Origin of the sequence: Legionella maioricensis, from assembly GCF_023618015.1 — a bacterium.
GTDB classification, from domain to species: domain Bacteria; phylum Pseudomonadota; class Gammaproteobacteria; order Legionellales; family Legionellaceae; genus Legionella; species Legionella maioricensis.
The window spans coordinates 15,561-29,293 of record NZ_JAJKBJ010000033.1 but is presented as its reverse complement, the minus strand read 5'-3'; the positions used below and the strand labels follow the sequence as shown (position 1 = coordinate 29,293).

Below are 13,733 nucleotides of genomic sequence, written 5' to 3'. Positions count from 1 at the left end.
TTACATTAATAGACTTATTGCATATATTGAAGAGGCTTCAGCATCCAAAAGATTTAATGAGTTAGTAGGATCACATCTAGATTACATTGGAAATAGAATTGACAGTATTTATGAGGCGTCTAACAAAGGTACGCATAGCATTATTCTTGATAAAGAAGAAGCTAATCGCTATATAGTATATACATACTTATTGATAGGAGATATTTTATCGCTTGCAGCCACGAAAAAATAAAAAATCTAATCTAATCAAACCTGATAGGTGTTTATGGATTTGCTTCTGAGAAGGAAAACCTTGATTACGCTATGCTTCATCAAGGCTACGCTTGCTTATAGCTGTATGGAATTAACCCCACGGTGAACAATGTGCAATGAACGACATTGCCAACATTCATGTATTTGAATATATCGAAATATATTACAATCAGAAACGGCTTCACTCGATGATCGGCTAGAAATAGCCTGAATTATTTGAGGTCAAAAAGTCGCTTAGTAAAGTGTCCGTTTTTACCAAAATCACACTTCGAGTATTGGATTAAAGAGAAAAAAGCCGTTTACTGTTTCAATACAAAGACAAATAATCTCGGAATAAGCTAGTCTTATATTACTATAATTAATCATAGCAAAATATGACAGCTAACTTAAATGAAGATGAGAGACTCTGTTCTCTTCTAAAATCGAATAAAATCTATACTACTCATTATGGACGACGAATTATTAATCATATTCATAAAGAAATTACACCTCCAATTTCATATGATGGATTACCGAATATAGATAATTTCTTTTTTGAAATTAAACCTCTAAATTGTTTTAGGTAGCTCTTTAACTTGCCTAACTGAAATTATCCGTCTTTGCGTAGGTTTATTTTTAAACACATGATGTAACAAAGCCTTATACCGGTTTCCCGGTAAACTTTTAGACTCTGTGATAGTTACATCTGTATGTCCAAGTTGATTATGGTATCGATAAAAACTGGAAAGACATCCTAATATCACATTAATAGTTGCAGGCTTGCGTGCGGAACGATCTTCGGTAATATCAATTACCATAGCTTGTTTTTCACTTAACTCACGTAACCATCCAACAAAAGCAGCTAAACCTGATAACTTGATTTTAGTCCAGTCGAGTTGTTTAGCATCTAAAAATTCCCAATATAATTTTAGATGATGTGCATAGCTGCGAACTGTGAATGGTGATTTATCAATATTATTTAAATAACGAATAAATTCAGTGATTGGTTTAATAGGTAAATGATTATTATCAAGGACGATCCAACTAAAGTCATAAAGACTTAGCTTTATTTTTTGTACTCTCATAAGTGTAGCTCCAACGTTAATGGGCAAATATATGCCAGTTATTTAACGTTGACTACATTAACTACACTTTATAGATTAGGTCTGATTATCAAAATAATCAGACCTAATGCATGTTTTTTGCTAATTCATTTGTCCCTGGTTTTAAAAGATCTGATGCAATAAGCTTCAAAATGGCATACATGCCTCCTCTGCTCTTAGAAAAAAAATAAATAGAATCGATTGGTTCTGAAAGGTAATGGATTAATTATCAATGGTTCACAAGTCATCATTTCCGCAGACGTCCTGTAATGGGACCTAGTGTTAAACCGTGATGAGCATGTCTCTCTGCAAACCAAAATCTTTTATGACGAGGTGCTGTACCAATAATAGGAAGCATATCAGGGTACATGGCAAGTGTATTTTTTCATAGACGACACGCCTATTTCGTCTTTGCGAGCTTTGGCGAAGCAATCCAGAACGATACTGAAAATCTGATCTGGATTGTTTCATTTTGCTCACAACGGCGACAAGAGTTTCCTCAGCGGAACAAATCGAGAATAGACAACGCTGGTAGTTATCTTGGTTTAGGAGCTACAGGCCCTAGTTGCCCGGTGCATACCCTTCCCCCGGGATACTCTCTACAAGAGGTCTGGGTTTGCGGGTTGCCGCCGCTTACATCTTTTAACTCTTCATGCTGAATTTTTTGGGCTTGCTTCTTACCGGGTACTTTTTTTGCTCGTTTCATTTAAATCTCCATAAACTAAAGCTCACTTTAAGCATAGATACTTATTCACAATGGATCAAATTTAAACAAAAAATTGACATTCATTAGACGAGAAATAGCTATGAATGGGTTTGTTCCTTTTTAACATAACCCACTACTCTATCCTTACCTGCCTGCTTTGCTGAGTAAAGTGCATGATCCGCGGCTTTTAGTATATCCTCAATGAAAGCACCATGCTGAGGTGATTCGGCCACTCCAATGGAAATAGTAACACCAGGTAGTTTTTTATTTTTATAATACTGGGAGGTAGCTTTAAACCTTTCGCGAAATTCTTCCATTTTACTTACTGCATTATCCAAAGAAGTATTCAATAATATTACAACAAACTCTTCACCGCCAAAACGAAAGGCCAAGTCACTTTCACGGAAAAAACTCTTTAATAATTGCCCTATTCCTTTAAGTACTTCATCGCCTGCCAAGTGGCTGTAATTGTCATTAAGTTTCTTGAAATCATCGATATCCAGCATAGCAACACATAACCTACTTTTTTCACGCGCGATGCGAATGAGTTCCCTCGATAAAATATCATTTAAATAACGTCGATTATATAAACTCGTCAATGGATCATGGAGAGAAAGATCGCTTAATGAAGCGCGTAAATTAATGTTTGCTAAGGCAAGTTTAACAATATTACCAAATGAAACCACCATATCTTGCTGATGTTGTCTTATTTTTTCACCTGTCGGGGCTAACAGATGGATAACGCCAATCAATTCATTTTGCACCATCAGTGGTAATGCAAGATATCCGCCTTGAGGTGGGTTAAGATAATGACTACAAGGTACTTCTTTTTTGGGATCTTCAACCAGATTGAGGTTGGCTTCACGAATTGCAAAACAATCTATTGGAAAAAAAACTTTTTGTAATAATTGTTTCTCTCCCCACTCAATTACCGTTTCAAGTTGGTTGGTTGACTTATTATAGACAGATAATCCCCCGCTTAATCCAGGAAATAACTCTTGAGCAATTAAATTGATTCGCGGGTATGCCTCTTCTACTACAACACAGATTTGTAGTGAGCGATTTAATTTATTTAATAAATTTTCATCATGTTCTAATAGCTGCAATTCATTTAAAGTCGCCATTGTTTTCTCATTAAGTTGTCGCATTTTTTCCTCATTTTCAACGCGATCACTTACGTCTTTCATTTGGGTAATAAAATTAATGGGTTTACCTTCTTCATCTCGAATCAATGACGCACTTACCATCATCCAAATAATCTGCCCATCCTTGCGTATATAGCGTTTTTCCAAATGAGAAATGCGTAAATCCCCTTTAATCAGTTTCTCCAAAGCATCCTTGGTCATGGCAAGATCGTCTGGGTGGGTAATTTTTAACATCGTCGTCTGGCGCAATTCATCTTCACTATAACCTAGTAGATCAAGTAGAGTGCGATTGGCATGAATACATTGCCCTTCTGGAGAAATAATTGCCATACCAATAGGTGCATTCTCAATCGTATTACGAAAACTTTCTTCACTGCGTTTTAAATTTGCAAAAAGATTTAAGTTATATAACTCCAAATAAATAGACTTCACTAAAAGTTTATGAGTCTCTGATGTACTAAATATTATTACAGCAATATAAAGTAGCGTTATAGAAAACAGGATAAAAGAGATGGGGGCTGTAAAAGATAATGCTAAATAAACCATGACTAAGCATATTGGAAGCATATACCCCATGTAAGAGAGATGAAATGTCAATAATGTAGATGCAGGTGCTCCAAGTAATCCTGTAAGATATACAAAAATTAACAAACGATAAAAAGGATCTTCTATATAAATGAAGAGCAATCCGCCCAAGGCCCATAAAATCCCTGATTGTGTGTGATTTATTATGAAATAATTTTTCCAAAAGCGCGGGTGTTGTAACTGTTTTTGTCTTTGTTGTCGATGATAGTAAAATAAAAAAAGCCCCCTTAGCAAATGATTAAAAATAAGCATGGTTATAAACCATACTCCTAAAATGCCAGGATTATTAATTTTATTCCAGAGAAGTAAAGCAAATAAGACTGACGCAATGAAGTCGCCAATGATTAAAATAGGCAACTTTTCATATGACTCTTTAATTAGTTTTGCTTCTATTTCAGATCGAGGAACGCCAGCGAAGTCCATTTCAAATTTATCCTTTATGATAAGGTTTGCTAATGCACTATTAGAATAATAGTATAAAATTGGAATTATAACGAGATATCCTAAAAAGGCTACCGTGTTTTTCGTCAGCGCAAAAGCGTTGAGAGAATCAAGGTTATACTGCTTGATATTTTGGTCAAAACTCTAAAATAATAGTCCCCCAAGTATATCCAGCGCCAAACGCAGATAATAAAATGATTTCCCCTTGCTTCATTTTTCCGCTGGTAAATAAGTCATCAGCTGCTAAAGGTATTGAGGCTGCAGAAGTATTTCCGTGCTTATCAAGAGTGACATGAACGCGGTCTAAAGTCAGCTCCAGATTATTGGCTACCTGAGTAATTATTCTAATATTTGCTTGATGTGTGATGACATGATGAATATCGTTAGCAGTTAAATTGGTTTGATTTAATGCATTGGTAATGCTTTTTGTAAATCGCTCTACAGCGTTTTTAAATACACGCGGCCCATTCATAGTCATGAATGAATTAGCCTCTGTTCTGGATGAGAAACCTTTTGCTATGCCCCAAGGAATTTCAAGACTATTTTTTCCTAAACCATCAGCACCAATATTTACATAAAAAAAACCTTTTTGATTTTCATCCTTATCCTTCATTAATAAAAATGCACCAAAACCATCTCCAAATAAGATTCTTGTTGTTCTGTCGTTCGGCGAAGTTACTTTCGACATGGAGTCACACCCCATCACCAAAGCATAATTGATATTGGGATTCGCCTGCATTACGTAAATGGCGTTCGCCAATGCATAAATAAACCCGCTGCATGCCGCCTGCATATCAAAAGCAATGCATTGTTCTATTTTTAATTTTTGCTGAAGCATTACTGCAGTGCTTGGCATTAATTGATAAGGTGTTGTTGTGCCAACAATAATTAAATCAATTAAATTAGGATTAATGTCTGCTCTATTAATGGCATTAGAGGCCGCGAGATGGCAGCAATCAAGGTAATCTTCGCTCTCGTCAAGGATACGACGCTCTTTTATACCAGTCATTTGGGTTATCCAGTCATTATTTGTATCGAGAGTTTTTTCAAAAACAAGGTTACTTACTACAGTTTGGGGGAGATGACTACCAATCGCCAACAATTTAATACTCATTCATACAACTCCTTTATTAGTGATAGGCTAGCCTGCAAAATTTTAATACGTATTATATAATTTAGACCATTATTTGAACAACTTCACTTAAATAAGCCTTATTTTATCTACGCTGACCCCATAATGACCGCTTGAAGGATGAATCGAAAACGAGTAATAGGCATTATTAAGTCCGCGACAACAGAAGGTATGTATTCAAAACTAAAATCTTTCTCATACTAATCTTCCATTTAAAAGTTAAATGTTAGAACCATTAGAATTTAATTAGCAATATTTTGTGCTTGGTAAGGACAAAGTCCAAAAGATGAAGTTCACAATTTTGAATGAGTAATGACTATTCAATCTACTCGTGTGATGACTAAAAATGTCGTAAGATGGATTTATATAATTTGCAACGAGTATGTCTATGAGTTCTACTTCTATTGAAAAAAGCTTAGCAGCCATTGAGGCTCGTCTTTCTCTAATTGAGAATAGTTTAAATAAAGCAAATCACCAGTCGCAATCTTTACTGGTCAACAAAAAAAGGAATAAAACAAGCCCTAAACCGATGTCAGGCAACTGGCTTGGTATAGTGGCTTCAGTATGTTTTATTTTAGCTGCAGGTTTTATTGTTAAACTGTCTATAGTGTCAGGTTGGTTAACACACGAAAAACAACTTGGGCTTGCAACCTTATTTGGCCTAGCACTTTTTACAGCCGGTATTCTGATCTCGAGCGCGGATAAAGTGTATGCCAGTTTTTTACCAGCAGCCGGCGCAACCATTCTTTATATAACCTGTTTAGCTGCTTATCAATATTATCTTCTAATCTCATTCCAAACAGTTATTGCCATAACCAGCATTATATCGGGACTTTCTATTTGGTTTTATATTCGATTTAAACATGATATTTACGCAATTATTGCGGCAATAGGAGCCTATGTTGCCCCTGTTGTTTCAAATGTTGATGGAAACGCCATTTTTTCACTTTATTATTTTATAATTTGCTCCTTAACCTTCGCTACTCTTTCTATTTGGGTACAATCAAGGACTTTAACGGTAATTGCTGCCTATCTGGCCATTTCCACTACTGCATGGGTAGGACTGAATTTAGATCAAGATGGCTTAATAGCTATTGCTCTAGCCCTCAATTTTCTTATTTTTTCCATAGGATCTTATTTTCATACTCATCTAACCCATCAGGAATTGACTGAAAAGGAGTCTTGGAGTCTCTTCCCTGTCTTATTAATATTTTATGCGATGGAGTATTATTTTATTGGCCGCATTGAACCAGCATTGGCCCCATGGGTCTCTTTGGCTGTCGCAGGAATTCTTGTTGGGCTTTATCTTTCGGCAAAAAGATGGCAGCCAAACCGACAATTTAATAGTTATAACATGATATTAACCTTTGTAACTGTAGTTTTTTTTCATTCGGTATACCTTACTCTCTTGCCAGCAGTAGTTAAACCCTGGCTTTTTGTCATTATCGTGCTTGGGTATGGCTTAAGTCATAGCAGGATTTATTTAAAGAAAGCTAATGCCTCACTGATTGTCCCAATTGTTGCTCTTTCTGCAATTCTTGGAATCGAATATCTCAGTATAATGAGCCACCTTGTTGGACGTTTTGCCCTGTCCTGGGCTATTGTCTCTTGGGCATCATTTGCCAGCATCTGGTTTGCCTTTCTAAGACATCAGCAAGATTTGGCTCAGAAAGATGAATACAGCTATGCTTTATTAGCCGCGGCCCACCTGCTCTGTATTATGGGACTTTATCAGATTACCATCAATTATGGTTCACTTGCCGTTTCCTCTTCTTGGCTTTTTTACGCGTTGATTGTGCTTGGGTTTTCTTTTGTTAGAAACGATATAATAATGGCTAAATCCGTACTTGTTGTGTTAAGTTTTGCCGCAGGAAAAGCATTAATTTATGATGCATCCTCCACACCTACAATTATTCGTACTCTATGTCTCATACTGACGGGAGTTGTTCTTTATGCTTCGGGCTTAGTAATCAGGAAAATGACGCAATGGAAAAGCAAAGTGCATTAATCCATGGTCACTGAGACTTCATATAAAAACATTTTTTTGCAGGGATTAAATTAAAAAAGGAGTAAAAATGGAGAAGAAACAAGGTAGCTTACGGGTGAAACCAGTTTTAGCATCTGTAATACTTAGTATAATAAATATTCACGCCTTTGCTGTTCCTGTAGCGCCAGGAATAGTACACCACCCTATTCATTATAAACCGAATACACCGCATTTTTTGCCCTCGGGATTATCTCCTCACCAAGTCAGTAATGCTTATGGGTTTCATGCAATTTCAGCACAAGGAAAAGGACAAACAATAGCCATTGTTGATGCCTTTGATGATCCTCGTATTGAATCCGATCTGGCTGTTTTTAATAAACAGTTTGGCCTCCCTGCATGCACTACAAAAAATGGATGTTTTAAAAAGGTCTATGCAAAAAAGAAGAAACCACGAACTGATGCCGGCTGGTCAGGGGAAATCGCGCTCGATGTTGAATGGGCTCATGCAATGGCTCCTCAAGCCAAGATTATTCTGGTAGAAGCAGCAAGTGATAGCGTGGCTGATTTATTTTATGCAGTGCAAGTTGCAGTAGATAGTGGCGCGAATGTTGTTTCAATGAGTTGGGGCGCTGGAGAGTTTACTGGACAAGCATCTTATGACAAAATTTTTAACAACTCTAAGGTGACCTTTACTGCATCATCAGGTGATAGCGGTACAGGCACAATATATCCAGCCGCCTCTCCCTATGTTCTCGCTGTAGGAGGAACTGCACTAATGGTAGATTCCTATGGAAACTACCAAGAAGAGACTGCCTGGTCTGGAAGTGGTGGCGGTGTTAGTTCAATTGAAGCTTGGCCAAGTTATCAGAGCAAATTGCCCATACCTCGAGCTAACAATAAGCGTGGTGTGCCTGATGTAGCCTATAATGCGGATCCTGAAACAGGCTTTTCTGTCTATAGTTCCGTTCCTGGTGATGGCGGAACGGGTTGGCAAGTGGTTGGCGGCACTAGTGCTGGAGCACCACAATGGGCTGCCCTTGTTGCTGTTGCAAATTCGGCATTAAATACCAATATAGGCGGTAATCTTAATGCTCTTCTTTATGCTGCAGCTAATCCTGAAACAGGTAATTATAATTACTTTTTTAATGATATCTCTTCAGGTACTAATGGCGATTGTGATTTTTATTGCACTGCGCAAGAAGGCTATGACTATGTAACTGGCTTAGGTAGTCCAGAAGTAGCTAATCTAATTAATGAGCTCTCTAGTATTCAGTCATTAAAATAACTTGAATAAACCTATGATAATCCTGAGTGATAAGCTCATATCACTCAGGATTATTACTACATGATGTTCGGCGGGCTCCTAAAACATTAATAACTGCTTGTTGCAAACGAGTATAATAGTCCTGTTTGTAGAACATTAAATAAAGAGGGATACTCAAAGACTTCATATTTGCAACTCTTCTAAGCCCTGGTTCTTGAACTAAAATTTGGTAAGGTAATACCGCTCTACCAATACCTAATTTAACCGCTTCAATTATTAAATGGATATTATCTAGATAGTGTTGACGCCAAGCACGTGGTTTTTCTTGTTGTTGTTGTAAAAAAATATGAGTAATCTCATCTTGATTATCGTGATCAATATAAACATCATTCACATTGTTTGTACATTTGACCGACTCAGCTAATACATAGGTTTCTACCCCAATTTGAATAGCTTCAATGAACTTATTATTAATACAATCGGTTGACACAATAAAATCAACTTGATTTGTTCCTAATGCACCAGGTAGATCTCTTGACTCCATCTCTATTAGTTCTAGTTTGATATTACAATTTTTAATTAATAATTGACTTAAAGCATCTAATACAAAAAAACGTAAAGCGGTAGAAATACCACCGATGCGTATAATTCCTGACAAACCATCTTTGTTGTTGGTAGAAATTTGTTCTAAGCACTCATTTTCAAGCGCATTTTTTTTAAGGCAATATCTAAACAGCTGATGCCCCGCATTAGTAAGACAAATTGATTTGGTATTTCTGATAAATAAATGTCCTAATTTCTGTTCGAGCTTACCTATTCTTTGGCTTAAGGCGGATTGTGTAATACATAAAGACTGTGCTGCCTTTGTGAAATTCAAACAATTGGCAACAGCAAGAAAAGCATCTAATTGCGATGATGATAAGCTCATTAATAAAACTAATAAGTAGATAATAATTATTAATTTTACTAAATAATTTAAGCCAGATAAAGTCCAGAAATCATCACTGCTTATTTTTAAATGAGATTTGAAATGTATACTATAGAAAAGATGTTTAGAGAGAAAATTTTAGCTGAAAATTTTTCCTGCGTAGGAGCTAAAACATCCATTAACAGATCCAAATATCAATTTTGTTTATTAGATAAAATTGCCTCTGAACAATCTACAAGCGAGCTTTATCAAGCTCTCAAACGGTTTACATGTTCACGTATATCTATTGATAATCGTTTCGCAAGCTTTATTGCATGTTTTACTAACCCCACTAATATCCAACCAGAAGAATTTGAATATTTACTTTGGTCACAATTGAAAATGTTATATGAAATTGATGAGTTTCCTTGGGATAAAAGCGTTTCAAATGACGTTAACAATCGTTTTTTCTCCTTTAGCATCGCTGGTGAAGCCTATTTTATTATTGGTCTTTGCCCGGGGCATCCCAGAAAGTGTCGTGACTTTTATTACCCTACATTAGTTTTTAATTCGCATCATCAATTTAACTACCTTAAACAAATTAACGTCTTTAATAAAATCCAAAAAACAGTTCGTGGTAGAGAGTTACGCTATAGTGGAAGCATTAACCCTAATCTCATTCATTTTGATGAATGCAGTGAAGCACTCCAATATTCTGGTCTTAGAGCTAATCTACAGTGGCAGTGCCCTTTTAACTTTTCAGACAAAGGGAAAGGATAATGTTAGACTTTCAAATACGCGCAGCTACCAAAAATGATTGGCCACAAATTTTATCCATTTACAATTACTATATTGCTAATTCTGTTTTTAATTTTGAGCAACAAACTCATAGCTTAAAAAGCTACTCGTCATGGTTTAAAAATTTTCTGGATGGTAGTCCTTATCAATTGCTGGTGGCGACAAATAAACAAGATACCGTTATAGGCTATGCTGCTACCACACCTTTTAATGCAATTATTGGTTATCAAAGTAGCTTCAATATAAGCATTTATTGTAGACCTGCATTCAGAGGCGGTGGACTGGGTTCCAGTTTATTAAACGAAATCATAGAAAGAAGCAAACTTATATCATTAGCACATCGATTATATGCTGGCGTTACTGTATCAAATGATTTATCTATAAGTCTTTTTCAAAAATTTGGTTTTATAAAAGTTGCACATTTTACGGATGTTGGTTACAAATTTGATCGTTACTGGGATGTAATTTGGTTTGAAAAGTGTATATAGGAACCAGTGCTTTTAGTCTGGAGCCTGAGCGAGCCTCTGAATCACCTCAAAAAATCATTAAACTTCTTTGCACATTTACAATTAAAGAATCAATCCATGTGACATAGTGATTCAAAACTCGCTCCCGGTTGCAAGCAACCGGGCTAAACGTGTTTCAAAGACCTAACCTTGATGAAGATTTATTGGCAATTTGGAGTTGCGCAGTGCAATACCTTGATATGTTTCCCTGTTGGAGTATAGTAACTTGCAACCGGATTATTATTAGCATCAAGTACTAATGCACTGTCCAGACCTTGAGTTGTTGGATCCGCTGCAGTGATCACATTACCCGCAGTACATGTTGCGTTGCCGCAATAAAGTATTGACATAGTGCTACTTGTTCCAAAGCTCACAATTGGATTTCCTGTTGTACTATCAATTTTGATTGAAGGTTGTAATCCAACACTCGCTCCAGTTACAGGTGATGCTATAGTATTACCTGAAGTACATGCGGCATTGCCACAATGCAAAACTTTTAACGCGCTATTTGCTGTATCCCAATAAGCAATCAATGGATTTCCGCTAGCGTCTAAAGTAACAGATGTTGCACGATGATCGCTTGCTTGTGCGCCTGGATCAAGCACCGATAATGAATTATTTTGCCCTGTACAATTAACATCACCACAGTGCAGTAATTTCAACTGACTTTTATCCGCGCGAAAATAACTAACAACTGGATACCCTGATGCATCAAGCACTAATGATACCCCGCGCACATCAGCATTACCAGGAAAAGCCGGAAAATCAGGTGATGCAATACTATTGTTTACTGAGCAATTTGCATCACCACAATGCACAATTCTTAATCCCTGATCCGATTGTCCCGCAGACGCAATCACTGGATTGCCAGATGAATCAAGCGCCATAGATGATGCTCGTTTTGACAAACTGTCTGGGGTATTAACCGAATTCACACCACTGCAATTTGCATTAGTACAATGTATTATTCGCATCACTCCAGCTGTAAAGTCATAAAAACTAATCACCGGATTGCCATTTGCATCTATATCAAGTGATGTATCCCAACCCGTATTCCCAGTGGTGTAGGGACTGGTAATTGAATTGCTTTGACTGCAAGTCGTATCACCACAATGCAGCAATTTAAGATCGCCATTTGTTTCATCCCAATAACTAACGACGGGTCTACCATTTGTATCTAATTTAATTGCGCTATATCGACCAACGTCTGTTGCTGTATCGCCAACATAAACTGAGTTTGGTCCGCACATTGGACTACCACAACGCAATACGTTTAGATTTCCATTGGTGCTATCGTAGTAACTAACCACTGGATTACTGCTGGCATCGAGATTTAACGAAGTATATAGCCCAACATTTCCCGTACTGTCTGGTATGTTAATAAGATTGTTGTTTACGCAATTCGCATCGCCACAGCGTACGACGTTTAAATTCTGATTTGTGACATCATAATAGCTAATTGTTGGGATATTATTTGCATCAAGTGATAGTGAGGAGTAATAACCAGCAACACCATTACTCGCAATGGATGTAAGCGAATTACCTGAGGTACAAAGTGCATTACCGCAATGCAGTACTTTTAATTTACCATTTGTTAAATCCAGATAACTTACCACTGGTTTTTGATTGCTATCCAGCATTAATGAGGGATAACGCCCCACATCACCGACTGAATCAACTGTTGTGATTGAATTACCAGAGTTACAGGCACTATTTCCACAACTTAAAATCTTCAGAGAGGAGTTTGTAAAATCAAAATACGCCACCACTGGCTTGCCCGATGAATTCAACTTAACTGAACTCTGCACGCCATTACTGCTGCTTACATCTGGCGTCACAATGGTGTTACCCAGTGTGCACGATGCATTTCCACAATGGAGAATTTTTAATTTTCCGCTGGTTGCATCATAATAACTGACAATGGGAAAATTATTGTTGTCAACAGTAACAGAGGTATACCACCCAACCGTTCCAGTATTATCTGGTGTTGCAATTGTATTCCCTGACGAACAGGAGTTATTACCACAGTGTAAGACTTTTAATGCTGAATTTGTCTCATCATAATAACTAATGACGGGTTTACCAGCGCTATCAAGTGCAATCGATGTGTATTTACCAATGTTTGTTGCCGCATCCGGTGTGACAATTGAATTAAATAGACTGCAATTATGGGTAAAACAATGAGCAACCTTCAATTTTTGTTCCGATGCATCATAATAACTAATCGTTGGAAATCCCTGTGAATCCAACACTATTGATGTATATTGACCTGTCACGCCACCCACATCAACTGCAACAATGTCATTACCAATTGCAAATGAAACCAGTGTAAAACCTAGGGTGAAAAGAACGACAAAAAACCGCAAAGAAGCACGCATCATACGCATAGATACCTTCCTGGATAAAGTTAAAATAATTGAAATGACCAATTAGGAAATACTAATATATCACTAATATTAAAATCTTAAAGTAGCTTTTAAGCGACGAGGATTCTGAAATAAATCCAAAGCCAAGGCTATGGATGGCATGATGAGGTTAGCGGATAGAAGTGCTTCAATAGCAAACCCCTCATTCGTTTTTAGTGCAATAAAAGGATTTGCTCTTTTCCAGTCTTCCCTTTGCGTCAACATAAACTTATATTTTTGATATTATACGTGCGGATTACTAAACTGTAATTAATGATAATAAAAAGAGCAATTATGATACGTTTAAACGATTTAATAATGGCATTATTTAGTGGATTTTTGCTTTTGGCAGTTAACCAATATATTCCACTTGCAGCTTTAATTAATCTCGTATTTAACTTTTTTATGATAGTAATCCTTGTTGTTTATATAATGCAATTTCTGAGTGTAATAAATCCCATCCTCCCCTCTCCTAAAATCTTTAAATAAATTTAACTCCCAATCAACCTAGGCATCCCAGTTT

14 protein-coding genes and 1 pseudogene are annotated in these 13,733 nt (G+C 36.7%); 7 read left to right on the top strand and 8 right to left on the bottom strand.

What is annotated here, in order from left to right; translation table 11 throughout:
* A partial coding sequence (locus tag LOX96_RS16355; protein WP_250456407.1) for a hypothetical protein occupies positions 1 to 232 on the top strand: 232 nt, incomplete at its 5' end.
* A 130-nt stretch (positions 233 to 362) separates the two neighbouring features.
* Positions 363 to 452: pseudogene (locus LOX96_RS17740) on the top strand (hypothetical protein); the annotation flags it as partial.
* 348 nt (positions 453 to 800) lie between these two features.
* Here LOX96_RS17740 and LOX96_RS16350 read toward each other — a convergent pair.
* From LOX96_RS16350 to LOX96_RS16335, 5 genes are all read right to left on the bottom strand, one after another.
* On the bottom strand, positions 801 to 1,316 hold the full coding sequence (locus LOX96_RS16350; protein WP_250424530.1) for a site-specific integrase: 516 nt from the start codon (positions 1,314 to 1,316) through the stop codon (positions 801 to 803).
* Positions 1,317 to 1,581: 265 nt separating this feature from the next.
* Positions 1,582 to 1,692, bottom strand: coding sequence for a hypothetical protein (locus tag LOX96_RS17660; protein WP_348645905.1), 111 nt, complete (start codon positions 1,690 to 1,692; stop codon positions 1,582 to 1,584).
* A gap of 177 nt (positions 1,693 to 1,869) precedes the next feature.
* Positions 1,870 to 2,040 (bottom strand): hypothetical protein, encoded by a 171-nt coding sequence (locus tag LOX96_RS16345; protein ID WP_250424531.1) that lies wholly within the window; start codon positions 2,038 to 2,040, stop codon positions 1,870 to 1,872.
* 98 nt (positions 2,041 to 2,138) lie between these two features.
* Positions 2,139 to 4,193, bottom strand: coding sequence for a GGDEF domain-containing protein (locus LOX96_RS16340; protein WP_250424532.1), 2,055 nt, complete (start codon positions 4,191 to 4,193; stop codon positions 2,139 to 2,141).
* Between the two features lie 154 nt (positions 4,194 to 4,347).
* Positions 4,348 to 5,325, bottom strand: coding sequence for a beta-ketoacyl-ACP synthase III (locus LOX96_RS16335; protein WP_250424533.1), 978 nt, complete (start codon positions 5,323 to 5,325; stop codon positions 4,348 to 4,350).
* Positions 5,326 to 5,731: 406 nt separating this feature from the next.
* Between LOX96_RS16335 and LOX96_RS16330 the strand changes: the two genes are divergently transcribed.
* Both LOX96_RS16330 and LOX96_RS16325 read left to right on the top strand, forming a co-directional pair.
* Positions 5,732 to 7,351, top strand: a complete 1,620-nt coding sequence (locus tag LOX96_RS16330) for a DUF2339 domain-containing protein (RefSeq protein ID WP_250424534.1) — start codon at positions 5,732 to 5,734, stop codon at positions 7,349 to 7,351.
* Between the two features lie 67 nt (positions 7,352 to 7,418).
* Positions 7,419 to 8,615, top strand: a complete 1,197-nt coding sequence (locus LOX96_RS16325; protein ID WP_250424535.1) for a S53 family peptidase — start codon at positions 7,419 to 7,421, stop codon at positions 8,613 to 8,615.
* A gap of 40 nt (positions 8,616 to 8,655) precedes the next feature.
* On the opposite strand, the gene LOX96_RS16320 is transcribed toward LOX96_RS16325, so the two are convergent.
* Positions 8,656 to 9,522, bottom strand: a complete 867-nt coding sequence (locus tag LOX96_RS16320; RefSeq protein WP_250424536.1) for a LysR family transcriptional regulator — start codon at positions 9,520 to 9,522, stop codon at positions 8,656 to 8,658.
* Positions 9,523 to 9,624: 102 nt separating this feature from the next.
* Between LOX96_RS16320 and gntA the strand changes: the two genes are divergently transcribed.
* Positions 9,625 to 10,281 carry a guanitoxin biosynthesis heme-dependent pre-guanitoxin N-hydroxylase GntA gene (gntA, locus tag LOX96_RS16315; RefSeq protein WP_250424537.1) on the top strand — a complete coding sequence of 219 codons (657 nt, stop codon included), beginning with the start codon at positions 9,625 to 9,627 and terminating at the stop codon, positions 10,279 to 10,281.
* Positions 10,281 to 10,787: a GNAT family N-acetyltransferase gene (locus LOX96_RS16310; protein ID WP_250424538.1), complete on the top strand. Its 507-nt coding sequence runs from the start codon at positions 10,281 to 10,283 to the stop codon at positions 10,785 to 10,787. Before gntA ends, LOX96_RS16310 begins: the two co-directional genes overlap by 1 nt.
* Before the next feature lie 179 nt (positions 10,788 to 10,966).
* Here LOX96_RS16310 and LOX96_RS16305 read toward each other — a convergent pair whose 3' ends face one another.
* Together LOX96_RS16305 and LOX96_RS16300 are read right to left on the bottom strand one after the other, a co-directional pair.
* Positions 10,967 to 13,192, bottom strand: coding sequence for a hypothetical protein (locus LOX96_RS16305; protein ID WP_250424539.1), 2,226 nt, complete (start codon positions 13,190 to 13,192; stop codon positions 10,967 to 10,969).
* Between the two features lie 69 nt (positions 13,193 to 13,261).
* Positions 13,262 to 13,435, bottom strand: coding sequence for a hypothetical protein (locus LOX96_RS16300; RefSeq protein ID WP_250424540.1), 174 nt, complete (start codon positions 13,433 to 13,435; stop codon positions 13,262 to 13,264).
* A gap of 48 nt (positions 13,436 to 13,483) precedes the next feature.
* Between LOX96_RS16300 and LOX96_RS17735 the strand changes: the two genes are divergently transcribed.
* Positions 13,484 to 13,699 (top strand): Thivi_2564 family membrane protein, encoded by a 216-nt coding sequence (locus LOX96_RS17735; RefSeq protein WP_431606663.1) that lies wholly within the window; start codon positions 13,484 to 13,486, stop codon positions 13,697 to 13,699.
* Positions 13,700 to 13,733: the final 34 nt, after the last annotated feature.

Excerpts from the sequence above, each read along its gene's own strand:
- LOX96_RS16335 (WP_250424533.1), bottom strand. The coding sequence starts at position 5,325 with ATGAGTATTAAATTGTTGGCGATTGGTAGTCATCTCCCCCAAACTGTA.
- LOX96_RS16340 (WP_250424532.1), bottom strand. The coding sequence starts at position 4,193 with ATGGACTTCGCTGGCGTTCCTCGATCTGAAATAGAAGCAAAACTAATT.
- LOX96_RS17735 (WP_431606663.1), top strand. The coding sequence starts at position 13,484 with ATGATAATAAAAAGAGCAATTATGATACGTTTAAACGATTTAATAATG.
- LOX96_RS16350 (WP_250424530.1), bottom strand. The coding sequence starts at position 1,316 with ATGAGAGTACAAAAAATAAAGCTAAGTCTTTATGACTTTAGTTGGATC.
- LOX96_RS16325 (WP_250424535.1), top strand. The coding sequence starts at position 7,419 with ATGGAGAAGAAACAAGGTAGCTTACGGGTGAAACCAGTTTTAGCATCT.
- LOX96_RS16310 (WP_250424538.1), top strand. The coding sequence starts at position 10,281 with ATGTTAGACTTTCAAATACGCGCAGCTACCAAAAATGATTGGCCACAA.
- LOX96_RS16320 (WP_250424536.1), bottom strand. The coding sequence starts at position 9,522 with ATGAGCTTATCATCATCGCAATTAGATGCTTTTCTTGCTGTTGCCAAT.
- LOX96_RS16305 (WP_250424539.1), bottom strand. The coding sequence starts at position 13,192 with ATGCGTATGATGCGTGCTTCTTTGCGGTTTTTTGTCGTTCTTTTCACC.
- LOX96_RS16345 (WP_250424531.1), bottom strand. The coding sequence starts at position 2,040 with ATGAAACGAGCAAAAAAAGTACCCGGTAAGAAGCAAGCCCAAAAAATT.
- LOX96_RS17660 (WP_348645905.1), bottom strand. The coding sequence starts at position 1,692 with ATGCTTCCTATTATTGGTACAGCACCTCGTCATAAAAGATTTTGGTTT.
- LOX96_RS16330 (WP_250424534.1), top strand. The coding sequence starts at position 5,732 with ATGAGTTCTACTTCTATTGAAAAAAGCTTAGCAGCCATTGAGGCTCGT.
- LOX96_RS16300 (WP_250424540.1), bottom strand. The coding sequence starts at position 13,435 with ATGTTGACGCAAAGGGAAGACTGGAAAAGAGCAAATCCTTTTATTGCA.
- gntA (WP_250424537.1), top strand. The coding sequence starts at position 9,625 with ATGTATACTATAGAAAAGATGTTTAGAGAGAAAATTTTAGCTGAAAAT.